A 26913-nucleotide genomic window follows, 5' to 3' on the forward strand; every position below is an offset into this window, starting at 1 on the left:
ACAATGACAGAATGGGGTTCTTTCATCCTGATCAAGTACCTGGTTGGGATACAATTCCTTTTCGTCCTTTAACAGATGAGGAATATGCGATAGTAAAAGGAGCGGTGGATAAATCTGGAAGGGCCATTGAAATTCAAAGTGAGAAACTTGGTATAACCAAAGCAAAAGAGGGAACACAATATGCAGAATTAAATGCAGTTGTAGGTGGGGTTTTATTCACAACAGTTCCGGTTCCTGTCCCTAAAAGAGATGTGTATATTAGCGTGTTCCACAAACAACGTGAAAGTTCACCTGCAGAGAAAATGTATATTGTAAGTGGTGTAGGCACACCGGAAATTCAGGTAAGTGGAAGTGGAGAAAATATGAGGGGGGAAGTAGTTAATACTATTTATAAATCTCCCGAATATACTGCCACTGCAACGTGGGAAGAGCGAAAAGTCAAGATACCTGCAAGTAGCCTTCCAGATAGTGGTGATATATACTTAGGATTTTATACACCAGATGTTAATAGGAGTGTTGGTAATTTAATAGATAATGTACATTTTGGTACCCCTGCATGTTTAGAATATGAGAAAAAAGCTCCTGAAAAGGTACATGTTGGAGAGACATTCAATTATACTATTACTGCGAAAAATGTCGGAGGATACCCTGCCAAGGAAATTAATTTAAAAGATGTGTTACCTGAACAAGTAGTGGCAAACGGTAAACCGACGGCAAAGGTCATAAATGCTACGACAAAACAAACAAAGAGTGTAGATTTACAATTTATATCTCAAAATGATTATAGTCAGATGAAGTATAATGATAAAATAGGTATTGATGATAGTATTGAATTTACGATTCCTGTAAAAGCTGTATCAGCAGGTGAAGCTAAGAGTCAATCCTCTCTCATGTATAAGGATACAGCTACAAATGCAGATGTAGCGTGGGAACAAACAAATACGGTATCGACCTTGATAGAATGGGAACAAGCAGATGTGTCCATTCAAAAATCGATAAAATCAAGTGATGGTATAGATGAAATTTTCCCAGGACACTTAATGGAGTATGTCATTGAGGTGAAGAATCATACTTTAAATTCAGAAATCACGAACGCTATTGTAGAAGATCTTTTACCAGAAGGAGTCGAATTAGCAGGAGATATAAACATAATGAAACAGCCTGAAAAACTTGAAATGACAACTCAACATACAGGAAAACAACTATTATACAAGATTCCTAAATTACAAGGAAATGAATCTATCTCGATACGAATTCCTGTAAAGGTGTTACCTGCTGCCATGCAAACGACAGTCAGCAATACAGCTAAATTAACATATCAACAACCAAATCAGCAATTGGTAACGAAAGAAAGTACAGCTGATTTTAAGGTATTACCACTTAACCCGCTTATAAAATTAAAGAAAAAGGTAGAAAAGGTTGGTGGTGGAGATACTTATAACGTAGGCGATCGTGTGAAGTATATCATTACTGCGGAAAATACGATTCCAAGTTCTATCGCAGACGCTATCAATTTGAAAGTATTTGATAAATTACCGGAAGGAATTACAGTAGATGAATCCTCGATTCAAATGAGTGTACCAGAAGGGACGTATACGTTTGATCCAAATGTAGGACAATTGAGTTTCCATCTTGGACAGTTAACAAGTGGGAATGTAGCTACGATGACATTTGAAGGTGTTTTAAATGAGAAATCACTGGAAAAGGTTGTTGTAAATACTGTTTCAGCTAAAGTAGACCTTCCAAATGGTGGCGGAGAATTTGAGCCCAATCCAAGTAACCCAGCAACCATCATGATTCAATCAAAAGAACCTAAATTAGTTGGAGAAAAGTCACATAAAGATGTAAATGGTGGCGAAGTAAAAGTTGGAGATACGATTCAATATACAGTTCGTGCTAAACAAGAAGAAGTAGGGGCATCATTGAAGAATACGGTCATTGAAGATACATTACCTGAGTATTTACAGTACAAAGAAGGTAGTGGAAAGATTATCAAAATGATAGATGGAAAGCAACAAGAAACACAGCTTCCAGTTCATGCCCAAAATAATAAACTTGTCGCTCAGCTTGGTGATATTCGAAATGTAGAAGAGTATATTTTTACGTTTGAAGTAGAAGTATTACGATCTGGGGCGGGAAAAGCTTTTTCAAATGAAGCCCATGTAAAAGGAAATAAACCAATTATAGATAAAGATGGAACTGTTAAGTTAGGGAAAGAAGTAAACCTAACTGTTCAAGATCAAGGCGAGTTAGCTATCAAGCCGTATGATGAGCCTACAAAACCGATGGACCCAGAAAATCCAAAAGAGCCTATCGATCCAGTAGATCCAACCACCCCAGATAAGAAACCAAGCGAAGGTACGAAAGGGCCTTTAAGTATAGATTTCGTGTCCTCCTTACGATTTGGGGAACAAGTCATATCTTTTAAGGATAAAACATATTTTGCAAAAGCCCAAGAATTTGCAGATGGTTCTCAAAAAATGAACTATGTCCAAATAACAGATAATCGTATGAATGGGGCTTCTTGGACACTATCAGTAAAACAAAATGGACCATTGAAAGATGAGGAAGGCCATGAATTAGATGGAGCTAAAATTACATTCCACAATGCGGAAGTGTTATCCAGCAATCAAATGCCTGAATTATCACTTGTAAAGGATTCGTTCGAGGTCACAAATGATATACAGGATGTTTTAGTAGGGAAATCTGGTACAGAAGAATCCACATATGTATATCGTTTTGGAGATGAAGAAACCAAGGAATCTAGTATTCAATTAGAAGTACCTGGTGAAACACCGAAGTATGCAACAACATATAAAACATCATTAACTTGGTTATTAAGCGATGTACCAGTGAATTAGTAGAAGGTACAATCCTATACAAATACAAACCATTTGTAAATGAATGAAAATGCTCCCGAAAACGGGACACATATCAAAATAGCCAAACCGTCTATTTTCTATATTCTTTAAGGGATAGGTGGTTTGTTTTTTCTTGAATTCGCACATAATTGTAGCAATAAATATATTCTCATACACTTGTAACCGTCAAGTAGTATGTAGAATGGAACACTTTTTGCTAAAGATGTTGTTCCAGTTCTAGGAACGTCTTCTAAGAGAACATGTCCCTTTGCTATAATAGCAATGACCGCTAATTCAATTGCCTCGTTTTCACCTATCATTACCTTTTTTGAGTGGAATAAACTTTTTACATTTATAAGTAGGAAAGGCTATGGCCGTGGCCTGTCCTACTAATCTGAGTATGTTTTTGATTTTATGATTGCTAAGAAGAATGTAATAATAGAAATTACGATGCATGAGAGCGATAATAGAAAAAATGATGCAAAAAATAAACAAACTAGTAAAACTACAATTGAGACTAATACTGGTTGGAAATATACAAAGATTAAATTTTTTAAATTCATCCCCACATTTACATATACTTAACTACTTTCAATACTGCTCTTTATTTTGGATAGCCAACACAAATAGAAGGTTTAAAGGTTCCGAATTTCTAATGTCACTTTCTAGTTTCTTGATATACGGATTTCTAACTAAAAAATAATTGTATTTTTCAGATAAATAACTTATTATAAAATAAGTATTTTAGAAAAAGAAGGTAGGAGATTAAATTTCTGATTATTTAAATTATTTAGCTGTTTTTGAAAAAGAGAGAAGATGACGCTTGCTTTATTTGTTGTTATACCATATTTTGCTTATAAATGATAGGTGAGGAGGAAAGAAAGTGGCAAATACAGAACTGAAAAGAGGATTGGAAGCTCGTCATATTCAGATGATTGCTTTAGGAGGTACGATTGGCGTTGGTCTATTTATGGGATCAGCCAGCACGATTCAATGGACGGGTCCATCAGTCATGCTCGCTTACGGAATTGCCGGAATTTTTATATTTTTTATTATGCGTGCGATGGGAGAAATGTTATATGTAGAGCCTGGAACAGGTTCGTTTGCGACATTTGGTCATAAGTATATCCATCCGTTAGTTGGTTATATGACAGCATGGAGTAACTGGTTTCAATGGGTTATTGTCGGAATGTCAGAAATTATAGCAGTTGGAGCATATATGCAGTATTGGTTTCCCAATCTTCCAGCGTGGATACCAGGTGTGATCGCAATGGTCATTCTTGGATCTGCAAACTTAATTTCAGTGAAATCATTTGGTGAATTTGAATTTTGGTTTGCGATGATTAAAATTGTAACGATTGTATTAATGATTGTTGCAGGATTTGGGCTTATCTTTTTTGGGCTTGGTAACGGTGGGAGTGCTATTGGATTGTCGAATCTTTGGGAACATGGTGGCTTTTTTACAGGCGGTCTGTCAGGATTTTTCTATGCTTTATCGCTTGTTGTTGGTGCCTACCAAGGTGTTGAATTAATAGGGATTGCTGCTGGAGAAGCAAAAAATCCGCAGAAAACATTAACAAAAGCGATTCAAAGTACCATTTGGCGTATTTTAATCTTTTATATTGGTGCAATTTTCGTTATTGTAACTGTGTATCCTTGGGACCAATTAAATACAATTGGAAGCCCGTTTGTTGCAACGTTTGCCAAAGTTGGAATTACAGCAGCTGCTGGATTGATTAACTTTGTTGTTATTACAGCCGCAATGTCTGGTTGTAATAGCGGAATTTACAGTGCAGGCCGAATGCTTTATACGTTAGGAAGGAACGGACAAGCACCAAAATATTTTACAAAGATTTCTCGTAATGGTGTTCCTTTATTCGGTACAATAGCTGTGTTAATTGGATTAGCAATTGGCGTTCTATTAAGTTACATTGCACCAAAAAACTTATTCGTATATGTTTATAGTGCAAGTGTACTTCCTGGTATGATTCCATGGTTTGTTATTTTAATAAGTCAAATTCGGTTTAGAAAAGGAAAAGGGCATGAAATAGAGAATCATCCATTTAAAATGCCATTTGCACCTGTATCAAATTATGTCACCATCGCCTTTTTGATTATGGTATTAATTGGAATGTGGTTCAATAACGATACAAGAGTTTCACTCATTGTAGGAGTAATTTTCTTAGCAATTGTTGTCATTAGTTTTTATGCTTTTGGAATCGGGAAACGCATTGTAATAGAAGAAAAAGATGGAATGATAAATAAATAATACTGCTTGCGCCTAAAGATGTTTAGATTGAGAAAAAGAGAGTGAAATATCATGTTCGATTTTCGTTTTATAGCATTTGGTAACGGTGCAAATGTGATATTCTATGATTTCACGTGCGAAAGAAGGCATTTGTATCGAGAATCATAAAATATTGCGATCGATTGCAACTGAATCTCTACATGCTAGTACATTGTGAATAAACTGAACGATTTGTCGAAAAAGTATGAGAATCTACAGGTACAATAATAAAGAGAGCAATATGTTTACAGCGATTTTTTAAGCATGGCGTATCACTGCCATGCTTTTTAAGTGTATGTTGCCATTTGCAGGTGATACTATGTTTGTTTCCACTTTCATGTCATTCATATAGAAAGTCATCTTAAAATAAAGTAGACAATGGACGTAAGCTTATCCACGCAGCCATTGATAACATTTCCAAATGAGACAAAAGAACATTATATATCCAAAAAAAGAATATGAATGATGCCAGTTTTCACTATGAGTAAACAATCCCAAATGTTCAGCTATTCGTTCAGAGAGACTGGCACAAATACCAATAAACATAATGAAGAGACTTCTTGAAAGAGTTGATAGATTGGTGGATACATATAGGAAGATGACAGTAAAGATTGGTAAGAGAAAACATGTAAAAGCAATATTCATTGTAAAGAGGGTCGGGAAAGGTCTTATCGGAAAATGATACATTTGTTTTTGTACGAAGAAAAAATCTAAGTACGTTCCAATGAAACAAGAGAGGATGACTGTAGTGATAAGCGCTAGATGATTATGCTTCTGATTCTTCCTCTTCTCTAAGAAAGATATTTTTCTTTGCCATAATAGCCAATTCAATTTTTTCAAGTGTTTTACAATAGTTAGCCATAATTTTCTCATTGTGAGGTTCTCCTTTATCTATTAAGTAGTTCACAATTCTCCAATCGGTAAACCAGTCGCCTTTTTCAGCTTCTGTATGTGTAATGTTTTGCCAAGCATAGAGTAATTCGGGACTATAGATACGATGTGCTCCTTTCCGTAATTGGCATTTTTTTATGCGCCGTCGATATAGTTCCCGATAAAAAGATTCATTTACATTAGAAAATAAATGTGGCCAGTAATCTTTTCGAGATCCTGTATGTGGGTGATTGTGTGCCCAAGTTATAATTTTGGCTAAGCGTTCTTTATTATGAAATAACAATGTATATAGCCGTTTACCGAGCATAATTCTCTCATGTAAAGAGGTAAAATGTTTCATCGTGTCACCAAGAAGCAATGCCTTTTTGTGAGTATCATCTTCATAGTATGGGAAAAGGATATGATTAAAACGGAAGAAATCAAAAAGTTTAAATGCAACGCTATTTAGGACAATCTTTTTAAAATGAGCATTTTGTATGATGCGTTTTTCTAAGTAACTTTGTTCATTAATAATGGTTGCTATGGCTAATGTATAGCGGTTACCTGTTTTCCAAAAATGGTTCCACATTGTTTCCATAAACGTTGAAACATGTAAATAAGGCAGGAGATAAAAGAGAGCTTTCGAACGTTTCAAGCTTTGTTCGTACAATAAAAATTGTGGATATACATCTTGGAAGATGAACCAGTTTCCACGCTCTAAGAAAGAGAAAAAGACAAATTGATCCTTTTCTGATAATAGCCTTGTATATAAATCCCCCTTTAAATCTGTCATATTCCAGCCGCCATTACGCGAGACCATATGTCCAAGTAAAGCCCATTGTATTTCAGGGTACTTTACATAAAATTGATAATAAGCCCGTGTTCTCGTTACATTGTTTTTATTTAAATGTTTTGTTTGCTCTTGAATATAATGAATTATCCATTTTTCCTCTTGGGTTAACTTTGATACAGGAGGGAAAGGTGCTTTCATCTGACTTTTTTTCTGCAATTCATTTTTGATTGCGATAAGGGAGAGTGGGATTGTTTTGGAAGACCGGTCCCAGTCGCAATTATATTTGTTCTGATCCATTCTAATCCCCCGTTCATATCCAGGTATTATTATGCTATTACGTACAGAAAGAATAAATGAGAAGTGTTTTTCAAAGGGAGCGAATTGTTCACACTCTTTTGTACAACCTTTTCATCATACGAATGAGGGATTTCATTTATGTAGTAGCGTATTAGTATAGTAATGGATAGAAGTATTATACAATGCACATGAAGGGGAAGGAATGATGAAGAATTGGGTTCAATTTAGAATTGCACGTCCAACTGATAAGTTTGAAGAGGTAATTACATTTTATAACAAAGGGTTGGGGTTAAAGCAAATTGGAGAATTTTATAATCATGAAGGATATGATGGGGTGATGTTTGGGCTACCTGATGCAGAATATCATTTAGAATTTACAAGACATCATAATGGTAGCCCATGTCCAGCTCCAACAAAAGATAATCTACTTGTATTCTATTTCACAAATCAATCTGAAATTCACAAAATAGCAAAACGATTACATACACTGGGATATGGTGAAGTAGAACCTGAAAATCCATATTGGAGAGAGAAAGGCATTACGATAGAAGATCCTGATGGATGAAGAATCGTACTTATGTATATAGAAAAGTAAAGGAGGATCAGATAGAGCTTTTGGCTATTTCATTTAGAAATTAGGCTGTTACTGGGAGTTGAAATATTATTCTTATATGAAAAAGAGCTTATGGAGATGGTGGAATCTTCATAAGCTCTTTTGTTTTTCTATTTATCAACTATTGTTAGAATGTTAAATTAATAATTAATTATGCGGTATATGAATAATTGTTATTTATTTTTTGGGGGAGGAAAAACTTTTAAATTTGACAAAATTCCAAACGATGGATTTCTATACAAATATAAAAAATAGTGTAGAAATCTGTCATTTAATAGACGTTTACATTGGAACTGATTCTGTATAGTCTTTGTGGTGTAAGGGCATCTATCCCTTATATAAAAATGATAAGGAGGTTATAAAAATGAAAAAAATGAAAAAATTTGCTGGGGTGGCGTTAACAGGAATAATTGGGTTAAGTGGATTGCTTTTTTTAGAACCGAATGTGAGTGCTGCAAAAATACCGGAGCTTGGGGATGAAAACTTTAACACAATTACAGTCTTTTTGAAGCAAAATGAGGGATATATACTGAGTGGGAGAAGTATTGATATTCTTTCAGGTGATGTTGAAGCAGTTATTTTAAATAAATATACCATCCAATTTGAAAAGCCTGGCCAATACATTGTTCGAGTGAATGGCTGTATTTATAATGATGTTTATACTTTTATAGTTGAAGAGTAGAAGAGTATATGATGGAATGGTTTGCATGAATCAGCAGTAGCGAAGAATCCACTTTTAGTTTAGAAAGTGGATTCTTTTACTTTTTAAATGTGAAAAGATGCATATGTGTGGCAAAATGAGATGAATACAGTCAAAAAAGTTAAAAAATTTAGTTTTAAGGATTATAATAGAAGGAGATGGAGAAAAAGGGAGTGACGATAGATGAGACAAGAATTAATAGAAAGATTTACACGATATGTAAAAATTGATACACAATCGAATGAAGAAAGCCATACAGTACCATCAACACCAGGACAAATTGAGTTTGGAAAACAATTAGTTGAAGAATTAAAACAAATTGGTTTGATTGAAGTAACGATGGATGAAAATGGATATGTCATGGCAACACTTCCTGCCAATACAGATAAAGATGTTCCTGTAATTGGATTTTTAGCTCATTTAGATACAGCAACTGATTTTACCGGGAAGAATGTAAAGCCGCAAATTCATGAAAATTTTGATGGGAAAGCTATTACATTAAACGAAGAATTAAATGTCGTATTAACACCAGAGCAGTTTCCAGAGTTGCCGTCTTATAAAGGACATACTCTTATTACAACTGATGGAACGACGCTTCTTGGTGCGGATGATAAAGCTGGTTTAACAGAAATTATGACTGCGATGAATTATTTGATACATAATCCACAAATTAAGCACGGAAAGATTAGAGTGGCATTTACACCGGATGAAGAGATTGGACGCGGACCTTCTCATTTTGATGTGAAAGCGTTTGGAGCATCTTTTGCTTATACAATGGATGGAGGCCCACTTGGAGGATTAGAATATGAGAGTTTCAATGCTGCAAGTGCTAAACTCACTTTTAAAGGGAATAATACGCATCCAGGTACAGCAAAAAATAAAATGTTAAACGCTAGTAAGATAGCGATGGAATTCCACAGTCAGTTACCAGCCGAAGAAGCACCTGAGTATACGGAGGGGTATGAAGGGTTTTATCATCTTCTTTCTTTAAATGGAGATGTAGAGCAAAGTAAAGCATATTACATTATTCGTGATTTTGATCGCGGTAATTTTGAAGCTCGAAAAAATAAAATCAAGCAAATTGTAGAGAAAATGCAAGAAAAATATGGCGAAGAAAATATTATTCTTGAGATGAAAGATCAATATTATAATATGCTTGAGAAGATCGAACCAGTAAAAGAGATTGTGGATATTGCTTATGATGCGATGAAAAATTTAAATATTGAGCCAAATATTCAGCCGATTCGCGGAGGAACAGATGGTTCTCAATTATCGTATATGGGATTACCGACTCCAAATATTTTTACAGGGGGAGAAAATTACCATGGAAAATTTGAGTATGTTTCTGTAGATAATATGGAAAAAGCTACACATGTCATTATAGAAATAGCACGGTTGTTTGAAGAACGAGCGTAAGAAAGAAATCCAGGTAGTAAAATAAAATTTGCTATCTGGATTTTTTACCATATACAAAGGGGATAGGGACCATGAATCAAGATGAGCTAATAGGGTTTATTGGTACGTATACAAAGGGAGAGAGCGAAGGGATTTATCGTTTTATTTTAGATGTGAAATTAAAGGAAATAAGAGATATAGAAGTGGTAGTACATATAGAAGATCCGACTTATTTTGCGATTCGTCATGATAATCAATATTTATATTCTGTTGCAAAAAACAATGGATTGGGCGGAGTAGTTAGCTTTTTGATTGACACGAACACAAAACAACTGACCGAACTCAATAGGCAAATGGTTAAAGGGCCATCGCCGTGTCATGTAAGTATAAATTCAAAGGGTAATAGAGTGGTGGCTGCAAATTATCATAAAGGGACACTTCAATTTTATATGGTGAATCGAGAAAATGGAATATTAGAAGGAGCATCGATTACGTATCATAGTGGTTCTGGTCCAAATAAAGAAAGGCAAGAAAGACCACATGTTCATTATGCTGGATTTGCGCCTAACGAAGCATATGTTATAGCAGTCGATTTAGGCACCGATCAGTTAATGACTTATAAAGAAAAAGAGGGAAGGTTAACAGAAATACAGAGCTTATCTGTTCATCCAGGAAGTGGTCCAAGGCATCTTGTGTTTCATCCAAATGGTAACTATGCATATGTATTGACTGAACTGAGTTCAGAAGTCATCGTATTGACATATGATAAACAAAGGGGAAGATTTCAACAAATCCAATCTATTTCAGCTCTGCCTAAAGCGTATGGCGGAAGTAATTATGGAAGTGCGATTCAAATTTCTTCTGATGGAGAGTTTATATACGCAGCAAACCGCGGGCATAATAGTATTGCAATTTTTCGAGTCAATCAAGATTCTGGGAAATTGACATTTTTAGAGGCTATATCAACGGAAGGAAATTGGCCACGAGATTTTACACTTGATCCGACAGAACATTTTATTATTGTTGTGAATGAAAGATCTAACAATCTTATTTTATTTTCTCGAAATAAGACTACTGGACAATTAACACTTGTACAATCGAATGTAAGTGTGCCTAGTCCAGTGTGTGTGAAGTTTTTGCATAAAGAATAAAAAGAAACCTATTTGTCTTTCTTCTCAGATAAATAGGTTTCTTTTTGTGTGTTTTATTAAAATATTTCAAATCATTCTTGAAATATTTTTGTATGGAATATATAATTAATAACGATAATCATTATCATTATCAATTGGAGTGGAAGATTATAGAATAGAGGAAGTGGATGCATGCGGTTTATTGTAGGGTAGAGGATATATTATTAGAAAAAAGATATAACATGCAAAATATATCAATTTTTTGTGATATTTAATATTGGGGAGGAGAAGTATTCAAATGAACAAGAAATTATTTACACTAGGAATGGTGACAGTATTAAGTATTGGCCTTGCTGCTTGTAACAGTGCAGACAAAAGTTCAGGAGAACAAAAGCAAACATCGAAAGCAACAGAAACAAAAAAAGATGAAAAAAGAAAAATTACATATTTAGGGAAAGAATATACGGTGCCTGCGAAAGTGACAAATATCGTAACATCTAGCTTAGAGTCAATGGAAGATGCAGCTGTTCTTGGTATTAAGCCAGTAGGTGCAATAACAGTAGGGGGAAAATTACCTGAGTATTTAGCAAAAGATTTAGAAGGTGCGAAGTCTGTTGGGGAGAAAATGCAACCGAACTTCGAAACGTTACTTCAACTAAAACCAGATGTCATTACTTCTAGTTCAAAATTCCCACCGGAAACAGCTGAGAAGTTTACAAAGATCGCTCCAACATTCCCAGTATCACATATCTCAACAAATTGGGAAGAAAACTTAAAATTAATGGGAGAGTTATCTGGTAAAAAAGAGAAAGCGGAAAAAATTATTAAAGATTACAAAGCTGATGCCGCAAAAGCGAAAGAACAAATTGGTAATACATTAAAAGATAAAAAGGTTCTTGTTATTAGACTAAGAGCTGGTAACTTATATCTGTATCCAGAAAGTGTATACTTCAATCCTGTTATTTATAAAGATTTAGGATTAACTGTTCCAGAAGAAATCAAGTCTGTAAAAGCACAAGAAGCAATCTCTTTAGAAAAATTAGCTCAGAGCAATCCAGATTATATCTTCTTACAATTTGAAAAGAGCGAGAATAAAGATAAACCACAAGTATTAGAAGATTTGCAAAAAAATCCAATTTGGCAAAGCATCAATGCTGTAAAAGATAAAAAAATATTTATAAATGCTGTTGATCCAATGGCGCAAGGTGGTACTGCTTGGAGTAAAACAACGTTTTTAAAAGAAGCTGTCAAAAATTTATCTAAATAATTCAATAAGTAAGGTGCGTTGAATGATATGCGGAAAATAAATTCAGTACCAATGATAATTTTATGTTTCGCACCCATATTTATTTTATTTACAATGATGCTTTCTATTTTTTATGGGGCGAAAAATATTGATTTTGAAACAACTTGGAATGCATTATTTCATTTCGATTCAAGCAATGTAAACCATAATATTATTATTACTTCTCGTTTACCAAGAGTAGTTGCGGCTCTTTTAGTAGGAGCATTTTTAGCCATATCAGGAGCACTTATGCAGGGGATGACAAGGAACTATCTTGCATCCCCTTCTATTATGGGGGTAACAGACGGTTCTGCATTTGCCATTACCATTTGTATGGTGTTTTTACCAGGAATATCTTCTGTTCAAATGATTTTATGTTCTATGATTGGTTCGGCGCTAGGAGCAGGAATGGTTTTCGGCTTTGGTTCATTATTGCGAAATGGTTTATCACCAGTTCGATTAGCGATTATCGGAACTGTAATAGGTACCTTTTTAAGTAGTGTTTCAGCTGCGATTGCATCGTATTTTCAAATTTCTCAAAATATTAGTATGTGGTATAACGCGAAGTTGCATCAAGTAGATCCAAATATAATCAAATTGGCAATTCCTTTTGGGATAGTTGGGATTATATTAGCACTCATCATTTCAAAATCTATTACGATTCTTTCATTAGGAGAAGAGGTTTCTATTAATTTAGGACAACGTACAAACCTTGTAAAAATAACTGCAATTATAGCAGTTGTATTATTGACAGGTACAGCTGTTGCACTGGTTGGAAAAATCGGATTTGTAGGATTAATTATTCCACATATGACCCGTTTTTTAATCGGGGTGGATTATAAATGGATTATTCCTTGTGCAGGAGTAATTGGTGGTGTGTTTCTCGCTTTATGCGATGTATTAAGTAGATTTGTAAATTATCCATTTGAAACACCAATTGGAGTTGTTACCTCTCTAATTGGAATTCCTTTCTTCCTTTATTTAATTCATACAAGAGGAGGAGAGAAACATGCTTAGAGATTTAAATAAGCGTTATATCATGACAATGGGGATTACGATCTCTTTCATTTTGGGTGCTATTTATATAAGTGTAACGAATGGAACTTTCGATATTTCCATTATAGATGTATTCCGAACAATATTTCGGATTAATCCTGTACCTGAACATGACTTAGTTATATTTGATTTTCGGCTACCGCGAATTATCATTGCCGCATTTGTAGGACTCGGTCTTGGAATTGCTGGTGCAGTGGTTCAAGGGATTACAAGAAATGGATTAGCGGACCCTGGTATTTTAGGAGTTAATGCTGGAGCAGGAACGGCAATCGTTATTTTTATGTTTTTCTTTCAAGGACAAATAAAGAGTACAGACTGGGTTTCTATTATGATGATGCCATTGTTTGGTTTAGTTGGCGGCTTAGGAGCAGCTATATTAATCTATATGTTTTCTTGGCGAAATGGAAGATTAGATTCACAGCGTCTTTTATTAACAGGAATTGCGATTGGATCAGGATTTGGAGCTTTCTCTATGTATATATCGTTAAAAATGAAAGCGACGGACTTTGAAATGGCTGCTGTTTGGGTTTCTGGAAGTATATATAATTCAAACTGGCAATATATTGTTGCGATGTTGCCATGGCTAATTATCTTAATTCCAATTGTGAAAAGAAAAGCGTACTTGCTTGACCTGTTTCAATTAGAAGAAACAAGTATCACGAGTTTAGGGGTTTCGGTAGAAAGAGAAAAATCGATTTTACTATTAAGTAGTATCGGCTTGGTAAGCGCCTGTGTTTCTGTTGCAGGAAGTATTGGATTTGTAGGATTAATGGCACCACATATCGCAAAACGTTTAGTCGGCATTCAACATAAGTATGTTATTCCTACATGTGGTGTAATTGGTATGTTACTTGTCATTGTTTCAGACTTTATTGCCAAAACAATTTTTACACCTGTAGAGTTACCGGTTGGAATTGTCATTTCCATTATTGGTGTACCATATTTTCTCTATTTGTTATACAAAGCGAAAGCGTAAGAGGAGGGAGAAATCGTGAAAGTATTACGTACAGAACATCTAGAAACAAGTTATGAGAAATTGACAGTATTTCGTGATTTAAATGTAGAAATACAAAAGGGAAAAGTGACAACCATTATCGGCCCGAATGGATGTGGGAAATCTACTTTATTAAAAACAATGGGACGTATTGTAAAACAAAAAAACGGTAAAGTATATTTGCAAGATCAAGATTTACATACGATTCCAACGAAAGAAATCGCAAAGCAACTCGCTTTACTTCCGCAAAATCCGATTGCACCAGGAGAGCTGAAAGTAGAGGAATTGATTTCTTATGGTCGTTATCCACACCGGAAGAATGTGAATAAACGATCAGCTGAGGATACAGAAGTGATTGAATGGGCTTTAGAGATTACAAAAACAGCAGCATTTCGCAATCGTCAAATTGCAAATTTATCGGGCGGTCAGAGACAAAAAGTATGGTTGGCGATGGCGTTAGCACAGGAGACAGAGGTTCTTTTGTTAGATGAACCAACAACCTATCTTGATATGTCCCATCAATTAGAAGTGTTACAAATTGTGGAACGATTAAATAAAGAACATCATTGTACGGTTGTAATGGTGTTACATGATATTAATCATGCGGCGCGGTTTTCAGATGAGATTATTGCGATGAAAGATGGGAAGATCATGATGACTGGAAGTCCTGTAGAAATCATTACAAATGAAGTATTAAGAAGTGTGTTTCATATTAATGCACGCGTTATGATAGATCCTTACAATGGTGCCCCTGTATGTTTTGGGTATGATAGTGTTACGAACGAAGATACAGACTTGTATGCAACAAGCTAAGAAAAGAAAAAAGAGAGGCGATCATTATATGAATACATACATAGAAAGAGAAACTGTTATCGTTTCTGGAGCAGAGCAATGGGAGATGTATTCAGATATTGGGAAGCGTAAATATCGAATTTATATTTCAAAGCCTAAGCAGCCAGCTCCAGACAGTGGATATCCTGTCATTTATGTATTAGATGGGAATGCATACTTTCAAACGTTTCAAGAGGCGATGAAGGTTCAGTCAGGAAGAGCTGAAAAAACAGGAGTTCCTGCTTCTATTATTGTTGGGATCGGCTATCCAATTGAAGGAGTGTTTGCGGGTGCAGAAAGATGTTACGATTTTACTCCTTATCCGCTCTCAGTAGATGCACCGCCGAAGCCTGATGGAAAACCGTGGCCAAAGTCGGGAGGAGCAAATAAGTTCTTAGCATTTATTCAAGAGGAATTGAAACCACAAATTGAGAAAAACTTTACTATTAATCCAAAAAAACAGACAATATTTGGACATTCATTTGGTGGATTATTTGCATTGCATATATTGTTTACAAAAGTCAGTGCGTTCCAAAATTATTTCATCTGCAGCCCCTCCATTTGGTGGAACAATCAATTGGTTCTTGAAAATGAATTGAAATTTATAGACAAATGGAGCCAAATGAATGATGAGGTTCGAGTTTTCCTTACAGTTGGCGGAGCAGAAAGAGGCCATATGCTTCAAGATGCAAATGCATTATCAGAACGTTTATCCAAACTGGAGAATCATAAGTTTCAATTTGCTTTTTATGAAGCGGAAGGAGAGAATCATGCATCAGTAGTCCCAACGGTTTTAAGTAAAGGATTGCGCTTTGTAAGTAATATCCTTTAGTTATTCCTTTAAACAACTAAGAGATGTGTGATTTATATAATCATGCCAATCTATTAACTAGAAATTTTAAAGCGAGCGAGTCGGTTTTCTTATTTGAATCGTTTTATCTTCCACCTTTAAAAGAAGTAAGGGGAAGATGAAGCGTTTTTTCTTTTTGAAGAAAAATCATCGTTCACGTTTTTTCCACTATTTGTGGGAAGCTATATTCCCATCGTAAACAAAGAAACGAAATAGAAGTGGGTAGGATTTTCCGTAAAAGTTGAATTGGTGAAGGCTTTTATGGAATAGTAAGTGAAGGAATTCAATGATTCTTTTTATAAGTATAATAAGTTCTTGTCCCCCATCAATAGGAATAATAAAACTATTTTTGAAAACATGGATGTATAGAGTAGAAGGAAACTTGTATGAAGAGTCTTATTAAGGTTTAATGGTATGAATAAAGTACTTAATTGAAGATGTTTATGTAGAGTATATCTGTATGTATATTTTATGCTATAAATGTTATACTCCGAGTAGATGATATTATACTATAGATGAATTGGAAAATAATTTTATGAATGAATATCTATTTGTTAATACAATTGAAACTTTAAGAAGGTGATAAAATGAGCCATAATGAACAGAAAGCAGCTACTACGCATAGATCGGATAAAGAAAAAGAACAAATTATAAATCGATTAAAGAGAATTGAAGGACAAGTTCGAGGTATTCAAAATATGATTGAAAATGATCGATATTGTGTGGATATTTTAGTACAAATTTCTGCCATTAATGCAGCGATGAAGAAAGTCGGAATGAGTATTCTCAAAAATCATACGCATCATTGTGTTTCTCATGCTATTCAAGATGGTAATGGGGATGAGGCAATAGAAGAGCTAATGAGAGTCTTTGAAAGGTTTTCGAAAGCGTAAAAAAAGCGAGCTAGTAAAGAACTAGCTCGCTTTTTTACTGATTATTTTACGGCTTCTTTTAATTCTTTGCCGGCTTTAAATGCAGGTACTTTAGAAGCTGCAATTTGCATTTCTTCACCTGTTTGTGGATTACGACCTGTGCGAGCAGCTCTTTCACGTACTTCGAATGTACCAAAGCCGATAAGTTGTACTTTTTCGCCAGCAGCTAAAGTATTTGTAATAGATTCTACTACAGATTGTACAACAACAGTAGCCTCTTTTTGAGAGATTTCTGCTTTTTGTGCTACGCTTTTAATTAATTCTGTTTTATTCATTTTTTTCACCTCATATGTAATACTATTTGTATTTGAGTTGTTATTATAACGCATAAAAGTGTGGAGAACAAGTGTACGCTGATAGATTCACAAAAAATACATTGTTTGTATCGAAAACAACACTATTTTCCCCATTCATAAAGAGAATTATACCATTTGAACCAATATTTTATAAGGATGATATACGATTTACCATACGATAGTTTATGTTCATAATGTAAAGTTGCTGTTTATAAAGCATAAATCAGTGCATTTAAACAGATACCGATTTTTTTTCAGTAGATGCTGTTGTTATTTTCGATTGCTGTTTATAAGCTAGGAAATAAGGAAGAGCTACAAACAGCATCCCTCCTACTAAATTTCCAAAAAAGACAACAATAAAATTTGGAAAATAGTCTGCCCAAGTGACATGACCAGCGAAGATAGCAGCTGGAATGACAAACATATTTGCAACAACGTGCTGAAAGCCTATTGCGACAAAAGTCATAACAGGAAACCAAATGCCAATCATTTTCCCACTAAACTCTTTACTTCCCATGCTGAGCCAAACAGCTAAACAAACGAGCCAGTTACATCCAATAGCAGAAAAAAATGCTTGTATAGCTGTATCATGAAGTTTTGATTGTGCGATAGATACCGTTTTTGCTAAAAATTGTCCTTCAGTTAGTCCAACGATATGTCCAAAGAAATAAGCAACAAAAACAGCGCCAATAAAGTTACAGATTGTAATAATACATAAGTTCTTTACAACGTTGAAAAAAGTAATACGCTTTTGAAACCAAGCCATCGATATTGTCATCATATTACCTGTCACTAATTCGGCACCAGCAAGAATAACAAGAATAAGACCAATCGGGAAAACAGCTGCCCCTAGAAAAGTAGAAAATGATCCTAAGGCTTTTGGCATTGTCCCAATCACACGAATATCAAGCAAATACCCTAACGCTATGAAAGCGCCGCCAAAAAAACCGAGAATAAGCATCGGAAGTAGAGGCAGTAATGCTTTCTTCTTACCTAAATCAGCTGCCAAATTGGCAATTTCATGAGGTGCATAAACAGACATAAGAAATCCCCTCCGTTGTTTCGCATCATCATTATGAATCATTAGAAAATATGAAAAAAGATTGTAAATAACAATGATGTCTTCTCAATTATTCTATATAAAATTTGTATCTATGCTATAAGTTAGCGAGATGAATAATGTATTTATTCATAATGATTATGTGTTGTGGTATAGAACCAATTGTTGAATAAGAAAGATGTCATTCAATATGTTATAAAATATGTATAAATTTGTCAATTGCGTTAGAATAGTAAAAAAGGAGGAGAGAATCCTGTTTTACGCAATTTTCTATAAAATCATACAAGTGAATGTTTAATCGGTGGGGCTTCATCCCCACCGATTATGAGTCTACCTTAACATATCGGATAACATCTACTAAACTGAGTTTTCCTTATAACAAGACAATATGTTTTAGCAAACTTTCAAATGCTGAGATATAAAGAAAGTAGGTTATGAATATAAATAGAGAAAAGTTTTTAAAGTCGTAACTAACATTATTTTAGATTATGAAGTGTATGAAAGTATGTTCGATAAGTATGAGAACATGCATAGTTATTTTTGGCACCCCAATTGAAGAAAATAGAGAGTAAGGATATGGCTCATGAAACTATTCTACTAACGAATTTGATAAAAGTGACCATGCTATTAACCCATGCATGACTAGAAAAAATACATATATTGGTAGTATAGCCAGTCTTATGGTTAAACAGATACAAAGGAGAGAATCAGTATGAGTAATTTTCAAAATGAAGATCCATGTCCAATTGAAGTACCTTGCGAAGTGACAGGGCAAAATAGAGTTCCACTGTCAGATGTCGGTGCAACGCCTATCCTTACTCCAGGAACACCGATTGTAAAAGTTCCAGTTGTATTAGCGGAAAGAACACTTCAAATTGTCGTTGAAGCGAATGTTCCATTAGAGCCAGCAGCATCGGAGATTAAGCGTGTGTTAAAAAATGCATTTTTAACACAATGTAAATTAGTACCAGTAGCGTTTACTCCTATTCCTGGTACTAATTTTCGTCAAGTGACAAGAGCGAAACTATTTGTAGAAGGTTACATTCGAAAAAATATTGAATATGCTTCTGGTGATTGTAATGCGGCATTACTTGATAGAATCGCACACATTCCGTTTGCTGGTTTTGCTGATTTAACAGAAGCAGATTTTTTGACACGGCCTATTATCGCATCTTCGTCTGAAGCTACTTCTCGCTTTATCAACCCTCATAATGGAGATTTGTCGCGATTGGACAAATACTACTTTGAAAATACTGTTTTTTATAATGAACAACCATATTGTGAATTAATTAGTGCGGCTTTCTTTGAACTGGATTATTCACCTCGCCCAACTAATTTGAATGAGGTGTTCACAGAGCTTCGAGAAAAAATCGTTTTAGACCTTACTGTGAAAGTATTACAAACACAGCAAGTACAAGTAACAGGGTTATAATGAAAAAGGACATCCTCTTTTTTGTGAAAAGAGAATGTCCTTTTTTGCAGAGAGGGCATATATAACGTTGACAATAAATATATACATAATTATAAAGAGGCGATTTCATTCATCAGTTAGGAAGTGATACATGATGAATAAACCATGGATGAATTATGAAGAGATGAGTAACATCATTTCTAAGCAAAATGCTGTATATAAAGTTATTCAATTTGCAGATAAAGAGATGTATCCAGGTTGTGAGAGATACTCTAAATTTGTTAAAACTCCTTTTTCGATTATGAGGGATATAAAAGATTTTCTTATGCCTCCCATTATAAATGTGGTTAATGAAGAAATGTTTGTATATAAAAATCAAATATCCAATGAAAGAGATTCACGATTAGTAATGACGATCCAACAATATAATGAACAGCCGCATTGCTATTTGAAATCTACAAAAATTGTAGAAGACCGATCTCTTATAGAAGTTGGCAATGATTTTACTACAAACAATATAAATACAGGAAAGATGCAACAATCGTCTTTAACTTCTCTACATCAAATTGTCCCACCAAAAGAAAATGAAGAAAAAAATCTTTCTTTTCTCGCAACAAGGCTGCCTGTTCTGTTAGGAGATTATAAAATAGAATTAGCTTTAGAAGAAATGGTAATATTTCCTGGGAAGGTAGAAATAAGAGGAATCTCAAAGAATATTGTTGTAACGAGCAGTGGATTTATTCCAAAAGAAAAACTTAGGGCACACAAATATGTAAATAAAATGAAAGCAGGTAAGCTTTGGATTGAAGGATATGTGTTGCAACAGATTGATTATAAAATGCATTCAAAATATGCTCAAAGGTATCAAATGAAACAAAAGATGTTTGTAGAGCTAAGAGTGCAATTGTTGCAAAAACAAGAAGTACAGTTGGAGGATATAAAAACAATATTTTCATAGTAGATATGAAGCAATTTTCTTGACTTTTTATGTAGATATAAGGAAAATAGTTGAAAAGAAGGAGGGGTGATGATGGAAGAGTACGTATTAGAGCTCTATAACATGTTATATACGACAGATTGGCAAGATGTTATTTCCTTTCTGGGAATATTGTTTTGTATGAAGATGGTTCTTTTATATATGGAAGAGCATCGTATGTTCTATTCTTTCTCATCCCTGTCGGATTTACAGCAGGAGCCGATTTTCAAAAATATCCATATGTATAATCAGGAATTGCCGTTTATCCTATTCTTTATGATTCGCTTTATCACAGCGGTTGTAAAGAAAAAGGAAAGCGAAGAAGAAGACTGTGATGATCCCCCTTGTCATATAGCGCATGCTTTATAAGCTTAAATATAAGGAGGAGATTTACATGTGGTTTCGATTTCTTATGATCGGTTTCTTTTCAGCAACAGCCATTTTATTAATGGGATATCAAGTGTCTGAAATTTTTCAAGCGTATAGCGATATGTTTTTTAAGAAAAACTAATCGCATTGCTATTTCAACTCATAAGCGATACAATCCTTCTTAAGAAAGAGAATTAAGGAGGATTTTTTCTTTTTTGAACTTGTTTGTGTCAAAGTATTGTCACATTTTCACTATGCATAATATGTTAAAATAGTGAAGTTCATGATACATATGGAAAAGAAGAGGGAGTGAACAAATTGGCGGGTCATTCAACAAATCAGAAAAGCTATGCTTCCATTGTGATAACGCTTTCTATAATTGTTAATGCGATTATTTTATTTTTATTTTTTGGACCTGTAGGTTATAAGGGAGAAGTACATTTTGATGTAACGATCTTACCGATGTTAAATGCGATTTTTAACAGCTTTACATTTGTTTTCTTATTGGCGGGATTATTCTCCATTATTAAGAAAAATGTAAAAATGCATCGCGGTTTTATACTTGCGGCATTTACGACAACTTTGTTATTTTGTGTATCGTATTTAACGTATCATTACTTAGCACCAGCAACACATTTTGGAGGAGAAGGTGTCATTAAATATGTATATTTCTTTATTTTAATTACACATATTTTTCTCGCGGCCATTATCGTACCGCTCGCTTTATTCTCACTTGTGTTCGGTTTTACAAACCAGTTAACACGCCATCGTAAAATTGTGCGTTGGACGATGCCAATCTGGTTATATGTAAGTCTTTCTGGTGTTATTGTGTACTTAATGATTTCACCTTATTATTAATCAAAAATCTCAGCTATTAAAAAGGCTGAGATTTTTTTTATGGACAGTGAATATTTCTGAATAACAAGAAAAAACGGTATGCAAAAATTTCGTAATCTAATGCAGCTTATATTGGTCAAGGGGGCAATTAGATGAATTGAGAAATGAAATTCCATTATTTAAGGAAACGGTTCTTCTCGTATATGGAGGAAGATAGAAACATATAGTGACCTTCTTGATGTATTCCGAGAAGGTTGTTTTTGGATGAGTTTGAATGTTTTTGGTTGATTTGTGTGAGGGTTTTTATTATACTGTAATCAAAGAAGAGGTGAATGATATGTTAACGCCTGAACGTCATCAGCTTATTTTAAAGCTTGTGAAGGAATATAATGTTGTGAAATTGCAGGAGTTAGTAGAAAGGACAAAAAGTTCGGAATCAACTATTCGTCGTGATTTAGCACAGCTAGAAAAACAACGCTTATTAAAAAGAGTGCATGGTGGAGCTTCCGTGTTATCGGGAAAAGGTCAAGAGCCTACAATGGTTGAAAAATCAACCAAAAACATTCAAGAAAAACGAGCGATTGCTAGTTTGGCAGCTTCTTTAGTTGAAAAGGGTGATTGTATTTATTTAGATGCAGGGAGTACAACGTTTGAAATGATTCCATATTTAATAAATAAGGATGTGACAGTTGTCACAAATGGATTGATGCATATAGAGGCTTTAGTTGAAAATCATATTCGTGCATATTTGCTTGGTGGAATGATGAAAAGTCAAACAAAAGCTTTAATTGGTGCAATGGCACAAGAAAGTATGCAGAAATATCGATTTGATAAATGTTTCTTAGGAGCAAATGGTGTGCATGAACAACTTGGATATACAACGCCAGATCCAGAGGAAGCACTACTAAAAAAAATGGCATTAACATTAGCGAATGAAGGATATTTTTTAGTTGATGAAAGTAAGTTTTCCGAAGTTGCGTTTGCTAAGATTGCTAATATTGAAGATGCGAAAATGATTACTAACGCACTAGAAGAGATAGAAGAATATAGGAAAAAAACGAATGTGATTGAGGTTGATAAATCATGATCTATACAGTGACATTAAATCCATCTATTGATTATGTTGTTCAAGTAGAGCCCTTTATGTTAGGAACTGTGAACAGAGCGGAAAAAGATATGAAATTCCCCGGAGGAAAAGGAATTAATGTATCACGCGTACTCCATCGTCTTGGTGTTCAAAATATTGCTCTTGGTTTTACAGGAGGATTTACAGGAGAATTCATTAAAAGTGTATTGAAAAGTGAAGATATTAATACTGATTTTGTTCAAGTAGATGGAGATTCAAGAATCAATGTGAAAATAAAAGGAAAAGAAGAAACGGAATTAAATGGCCAAGGTCCAATAATTACAGAAGAGCAGTTTCAGCAGCTTATGAAGAAGTTTGAAAAGATGCGAGCGGGGGATTTTGTTGTATTGGCTGGAAGCATTCCGTCCTCTATTCCTAAAAATTTCTATGAACAAATAGCGATGTATGGAGAAGAACGTGGTATTCAAGTAGTTGTTGATACAAGTGGTAGTGCTTTAAAGCATGTTATGAAAAATAACCCTTTTCTATTGAAGCCAAATCATTATGAACTTGGTGAATTGTTTGGAAAGGAACTTTCAACTGTAGAAGACATCCTTCCGTATGGAAAGAAATTAATTGCACAAGGTGTACAAAATGTTATTGTTTCTATGGCAGGAGAGGGCGCATTATTGTTTACAAATGATGGTGTGTATGAGGCAACTGTACCGAAAGGACAAGTTGTGAATTCCGTTGGAGCAGGAGACTCTCTTGTTGCAGGGTTTGTAGGAATATATGAACAAACAAAAGATATAATAAAAGCATTTCAATATGGTGTTGCAACAGGAAGTGCAACCGCGTTCTCAGCAGACTTATGTACGAAAGACAAGGTAGAAACATTATTATCGCAAGTAAACGTTACAAAACGATAGGGGGAACAGTATATGAAAATTACAGAATTGCTAAAAAAAGATACCATTATTATGGATTTGACAGCTTCAGATAAAGAAGCTGTCATTGATGAATTAGTAGAACGGTTGGAGAAAGCAGGAAGGTTAAATAGTCAAGCGGAATTTAAAGAAGCCATTTTAAAGCGAGAGGCACAAAGTACAACAGGAATTGGAGAAGGGATTGCAATCCCGCATGCGAAAACAAAAGCAGTTAAAGAACCTGCCATTTGTTTTGGAAGAAGTGTAAGCGGTATCAATTATGAATCTCTTGATGGACAACCTGCACACTTGTTTTTTATGATTGCTGCAAGTGAAGGGGCGAATAATACACACTTAGAAACTTTATCCCGTTTATCTACGTTATTAATGGATGAAGAATTTCGAAAACAACTATTAGAAGCGACAAGTCAAGAGGAACTTCTTCGTTTATTCGATGAGAAAGAGAATGAAAAAGAAGAGCATGTTGAGAATGTGAAACTTAAGAAAGATGAACCATATGTATTGGCAGTAACTGCTTGTCCGACTGGTATCGCTCACACATATATGGCTGCAGATAGTTTGAAAGCAAAAGCAGCGGAGTTAGGGATTGCGATAAAAGTAGAAACAAACGGCTCAACAGGTGTTAAAAATGCTTTAACAAAAGAAGATATTGAGCGAGCAACAGCTATTATTGTTGCAGCTGATAAACAAGTGGAAATGAATCGTTTCACTGGAAAATATGTAATACAAGTGCCGGTTGCAGATGGAATTCGGAAATCAGAACAACTCATTCAACGTGCGATTAAACAAGATGCACCGGTTTTCCAAGGAGTAAAAGATAGTAGAAACGCTGAAAAGACGGAAGAAGAACAAGGATTTGGTATATATAAGCACTTAATGAATGGCGTAAGCAATATGTTACCGTTTGTAGTTGGCGGCGGTATATTAATTGCATTAGCGTTTTCCTTTGGAGGAATTAAAGCGGAAGGACCTATAGCAGAGATGTTAATGAGTATTGGCGGCGGGAAAACGGGTGCGTTTCTATTTCTCGTTCCAATATTAGCAGGATTTATTGCGAGTTCTATTGCTGATCGTCCTGGATTTATGCCAGGGATTGTCGGTGGATTTCTAGCAGCACAAGCAAATGCTGGTTTTCTTGGTGGACTAATTGCGGGTTTTTTAGCAGGATATGTTGTTCTTGGTTTGAAAAAGGCATTTGCGAATTTACCAGTTCAGTTAGAAGGGATTAAGCCAGTTTTACTATATCCAGTCTTTGGACTATTAATTACAGGAATTTTGATGACGAAAGTTGTAAACCCACCTGTAGTTGCGCTGAATGAAGTTTTAACAAATTGGTTAAATAGTTTAGGTGGAACAAATGCTATCTTACTAGGGCTTATTTTAGGTGGTATGATGGCTATTGATATGGGTGGTCCAATTAATAAAGCTGCATTTACATTCGGAATCGCAGCAATTGAAGCTGGGAACTCTGGGATACATTCAGCTGTTATGGCTGGGGGAATGGTTCCTCCGCTTGCAATTGCACTTGCGACAACAATTTTTAAAGCAAAATATACAGAGGCAGAGCGTAAATCAGGGCTTACTAATTACATTATGGGAGCATCGTTTATTACGGAAGGTGCAATTCCGTTTGCAGCTGCAGATCCAATTCGTGTTATTGTAAGTTGTGTAGTTGGTTCAAGTATGGCTGGTGCATTATCGATGTTATTTCATATTACATTGCCCGCTCCTCATGGTGGCTTATTTGTTATTATGTTAGTGAATAAGCCCCTGTTATATATTCTGTCTATTGCAATTGGATCTATGATTTCTGCTCTTATGATGGGAATATGGAAAAAGAAAATACAATAAAAAATGTAAAGAACGGCTATCTAGTAGGTAGCCGTTCTTTTTTATAACGGTATATGTAATATTACCTTTTTAATTTGTAATAAAAAGGTAATATTATTTTGTTTCATGTAAAAAAATATGTATAGAAATAGAATAGAAATCTATTAAAAGTGATGTGAATCAAGGTAGAAAGGTAATTTTTTATATTCAAATGTATATTACAGACTATTAATAATTTGTTACGAATCGTTTGTAATTGTGTGATTTTCTTCATTAAAAAAAATCTGTTGTTATAATGAGGACACAAAAACAAAGCGAATGGAGGCTATTCATGAAAAAAATAGTTGGTATAGCAATAGCGGCGTTTTTTGGTTTTGGAATTTATGATTCTTCGGCTAAAGCGGAAACAGTTGTAACAACAGATGTACTCAATGTACGAGAAGAACCAACTGTGGAATCAACAGTTGTAGGAAAAGTGTTAAAAGGTCATGAACTACATGTTGTAAATACAGAAAATGGATGGTCACAAATTAAATGGAATGGTAAGGATGTATTCGTAAGCGCAGCGTTTACGAAAAATATGTATTATGTAACTGCAAATGCATTGAACGTACGTGCAGGAATGAGTGCGAGTTCAGAAATTCTCGGTACGCTAAAGAAAGATGATTTGATTGAAACAACGAATCAAATACAAAATGGTTGGCTACAATTTCATTATAATGGAAAAACAGCTTATGTTTATGCTTCTTTCTTAACAGAAAAAGCGCCTGTAAAAGTTGTAACACCTGTAAAGGAAAAAGCACCAGTAAAACAAGTGCAAACAAAGGCGCAAGTCGTACAATCAAAACCGGTAGTACAAGAAAAAAAGCAGACACAGGTAGTGCAATCAAAACCGAAAACTACAAGTGAACCTTCAGGTGGACGTGAACTAACGGTTGAAGCTACAGCATATACAGCTCATCCAAGTGAAAATGGTACATATGGCGGTCGAGTATTAACAGCAATGGGTCATGATTTAACAGCCAATCCGAATATGAAAGTGATTGCTGTTGATCCGAATGTGATTCCGTTAGGATCAAAAGTGTGGGTAGAAGGGTATGGAGAAGCGATTGCTGGTGATACTGGCGGTGCAATTAAAGGTAACCGTATTGATGTGTTAGTTGGCTCTGATGGAACTGCTAACCAATGGGGACGTAAGCATGTGAAAGTGAAAATTATAAAATAGTA

Annotated in this window: 24 protein-coding genes and 1 pseudogene; 20 read left to right on the forward strand and 5 right to left on the reverse strand. The window is 34.8% G+C overall.

Annotation, left to right across the window (positions count from 1 at the left end):
- Nucleotides 1-11 precede the first annotated feature (11 nt).
- Entirely contained in the window at nucleotides 12-2861 is a 2850-nt protein-coding gene (locus MR059_RS18210; RefSeq protein ID WP_242161928.1) for a WxL domain-containing protein, read from the forward strand.
- A gap of 206 nt (nucleotides 2862-3067) precedes the next feature.
- Here MR059_RS18210 and MR059_RS18215 read toward each other — a convergent pair.
- Nucleotides 3068-3181, reverse strand: a pseudogene (locus MR059_RS18215) (AAA family ATPase); the annotation flags it as partial.
- Nucleotides 3182-3744: 563 nt separating this feature from the next.
- Here MR059_RS18215 and MR059_RS18220 point away from each other — a divergent pair.
- A complete protein-coding gene (locus tag MR059_RS18220) occupies nucleotides 3745-5130 on the forward strand; it encodes an amino acid permease (RefSeq protein WP_012094852.1) in 1386 nt (461 codons plus the stop codon).
- Between the two features lie 408 nt (nucleotides 5131-5538).
- Here the strand turns inward: MR059_RS18220 and MR059_RS18225 are convergent, their stop codons facing one another.
- Both MR059_RS18225 and MR059_RS18230 read right to left on the reverse strand, forming a co-directional pair.
- Nucleotides 5539-6021, reverse strand: coding sequence for a CBO0543 family protein (locus tag MR059_RS18225; RefSeq protein ID WP_242161929.1), 483 nt, complete (start codon nucleotides 6019-6021; stop codon nucleotides 5539-5541).
- Nucleotides 5915-7108: a DUF2515 domain-containing protein gene (locus tag MR059_RS18230; protein WP_242161930.1), complete on the reverse strand. Its 1194-nt coding sequence runs from the start codon at nucleotides 7106-7108 to the stop codon at nucleotides 5915-5917. The genes MR059_RS18225 and MR059_RS18230 overlap by 107 nt, the downstream gene beginning before the upstream one ends.
- A gap of 205 nt (nucleotides 7109-7313) precedes the next feature.
- On the opposite strand from MR059_RS18230, the gene MR059_RS18235 reads away from it, so the two are divergent.
- From MR059_RS18235 to MR059_RS18280, 10 genes are all read left to right on the forward strand, one after another.
- Nucleotides 7314-7673: a VOC family protein gene (locus MR059_RS18235; protein ID WP_242161931.1), complete on the forward strand. Its 360-nt coding sequence runs from the start codon at nucleotides 7314-7316 to the stop codon at nucleotides 7671-7673.
- A 412-nt stretch (nucleotides 7674-8085) separates the two neighbouring features.
- Nucleotides 8086-8403, forward strand: coding sequence for a hypothetical protein (locus tag MR059_RS18240; protein WP_012094847.1), 318 nt, complete (start codon nucleotides 8086-8088; stop codon nucleotides 8401-8403).
- A gap of 201 nt (nucleotides 8404-8604) precedes the next feature.
- On the forward strand, nucleotides 8605-9837 hold the full coding sequence (gene pepT, locus MR059_RS18245; RefSeq protein ID WP_012094846.1) for a peptidase T: 1233 nt from the start codon (nucleotides 8605-8607) through the stop codon (nucleotides 9835-9837).
- 71 nt (nucleotides 9838-9908) lie between these two features.
- Nucleotides 9909-10967 carry a lactonase family protein gene (locus MR059_RS18250; protein WP_012094845.1) on the forward strand — a complete coding sequence of 353 codons (1059 nt, stop codon included), beginning with the start codon at nucleotides 9909-9911 and terminating at the stop codon, nucleotides 10965-10967.
- A gap of 277 nt (nucleotides 10968-11244) precedes the next feature.
- Nucleotides 11245-12213 (forward strand): iron-hydroxamate ABC transporter substrate-binding protein, encoded by a 969-nt coding sequence (locus tag MR059_RS18255; RefSeq protein WP_012094844.1) that lies wholly within the window; start codon nucleotides 11245-11247, stop codon nucleotides 12211-12213.
- Between the two features lie 27 nt (nucleotides 12214-12240).
- Entirely contained in the window at nucleotides 12241-13248 is a 1008-nt protein-coding gene (locus MR059_RS18260) for a FecCD family ABC transporter permease (protein WP_087095220.1), read from the forward strand.
- A 22-nt stretch (nucleotides 13249-13270) separates the two neighbouring features.
- A complete protein-coding gene (locus MR059_RS18265; RefSeq protein WP_370684834.1) occupies nucleotides 13271-14263 on the forward strand; it encodes a FecCD family ABC transporter permease in 993 nt (330 codons plus the stop codon).
- Between the two features lie 15 nt (nucleotides 14264-14278).
- Nucleotides 14279-15094, forward strand: a complete 816-nt coding sequence (locus tag MR059_RS18270; protein WP_012094841.1) for an ABC transporter ATP-binding protein — start codon at nucleotides 14279-14281, stop codon at nucleotides 15092-15094.
- A gap of 28 nt (nucleotides 15095-15122) precedes the next feature.
- Entirely contained in the window at nucleotides 15123-15944 is an 822-nt protein-coding gene (locus tag MR059_RS18275; protein WP_087095222.1) for an alpha/beta hydrolase, read from the forward strand.
- A gap of 605 nt (nucleotides 15945-16549) precedes the next feature.
- The gene (locus tag MR059_RS18280; RefSeq protein WP_012094839.1) at nucleotides 16550-16855 is read left to right on the forward strand and encodes a metal-sensing transcriptional repressor; all 306 of its coding nucleotides are present in this window, start codon (nucleotides 16550-16552) and stop codon (nucleotides 16853-16855) included.
- A 41-nt stretch (nucleotides 16856-16896) separates the two neighbouring features.
- Here the strand turns inward: MR059_RS18280 and MR059_RS18285 are convergent, their stop codons facing one another.
- Nucleotides 16897-17169 (reverse strand): HU family DNA-binding protein, encoded by a 273-nt coding sequence (locus MR059_RS18285; RefSeq protein WP_012094838.1) that lies wholly within the window; start codon nucleotides 17167-17169, stop codon nucleotides 16897-16899.
- Between the two features lie 253 nt (nucleotides 17170-17422).
- Nucleotides 17423-18232 carry a formate/nitrite transporter family protein gene (locus tag MR059_RS18290; RefSeq protein ID WP_242161932.1) on the reverse strand — a complete coding sequence of 270 codons (810 nt, stop codon included), beginning with the start codon at nucleotides 18230-18232 and terminating at the stop codon, nucleotides 17423-17425.
- Nucleotides 18233-18962: 730 nt separating this feature from the next.
- Between MR059_RS18290 and MR059_RS18295 the strand changes: the two genes are divergently transcribed.
- The 8 genes from MR059_RS18295 (at nucleotide 18963) to MR059_RS18330 (ending at nucleotide 26911) form a co-directional block, all read left to right on the forward strand.
- Nucleotides 18963-19682, forward strand: a complete 720-nt coding sequence (locus MR059_RS18295) for a CsxC family protein (RefSeq protein WP_087095218.1) — start codon at nucleotides 18963-18965, stop codon at nucleotides 19680-19682.
- A gap of 133 nt (nucleotides 19683-19815) precedes the next feature.
- Nucleotides 19816-20619: a DUF7852 domain-containing protein gene (locus MR059_RS18300; RefSeq protein ID WP_235436416.1), complete on the forward strand. Its 804-nt coding sequence runs from the start codon at nucleotides 19816-19818 to the stop codon at nucleotides 20617-20619.
- Between the two features lie 69 nt (nucleotides 20620-20688).
- On the forward strand, nucleotides 20689-21006 hold the full coding sequence (locus tag MR059_RS18305) for a hypothetical protein (RefSeq protein WP_081428391.1): 318 nt from the start codon (nucleotides 20689-20691) through the stop codon (nucleotides 21004-21006).
- 318 nt (nucleotides 21007-21324) lie between these two features.
- On the forward strand, nucleotides 21325-21864 hold the full coding sequence (locus MR059_RS18310) for a DUF420 domain-containing protein (RefSeq protein ID WP_012094832.1): 540 nt from the start codon (nucleotides 21325-21327) through the stop codon (nucleotides 21862-21864).
- 316 nt (nucleotides 21865-22180) lie between these two features.
- A complete protein-coding gene (locus MR059_RS18315) occupies nucleotides 22181-22930 on the forward strand; it encodes a DeoR/GlpR family DNA-binding transcription regulator (protein ID WP_012094831.1) in 750 nt (249 codons plus the stop codon).
- On the forward strand, nucleotides 22927-23838 hold the full coding sequence (gene pfkB / locus MR059_RS18320; protein WP_242161933.1) for a 1-phosphofructokinase: 912 nt from the start codon (nucleotides 22927-22929) through the stop codon (nucleotides 23836-23838). The genes MR059_RS18315 and pfkB overlap by 4 nt, the downstream gene beginning before the upstream one ends.
- 12 nt (nucleotides 23839-23850) lie before the next feature.
- Nucleotides 23851-25707: a PTS fructose transporter subunit IIABC gene (locus MR059_RS18325; protein ID WP_087095213.1), complete on the forward strand. Its 1857-nt coding sequence runs from the start codon at nucleotides 23851-23853 to the stop codon at nucleotides 25705-25707.
- Between the two features lie 310 nt (nucleotides 25708-26017).
- A complete protein-coding gene (locus tag MR059_RS18330; protein ID WP_012094828.1) occupies nucleotides 26018-26911 on the forward strand; it encodes a 3D domain-containing protein in 894 nt (297 codons plus the stop codon).
- The last annotated feature ends 2 nt before the right edge of the window (nucleotides 26912-26913 follow it).

It is taken from the genome of Bacillus cereus group sp. BfR-BA-01522 (assembly GCF_022662635.1).
In the GTDB taxonomy this organism is placed as follows: domain Bacteria; phylum Bacillota; class Bacilli; order Bacillales; family Bacillaceae_G; genus Bacillus_A; species Bacillus_A cytotoxicus.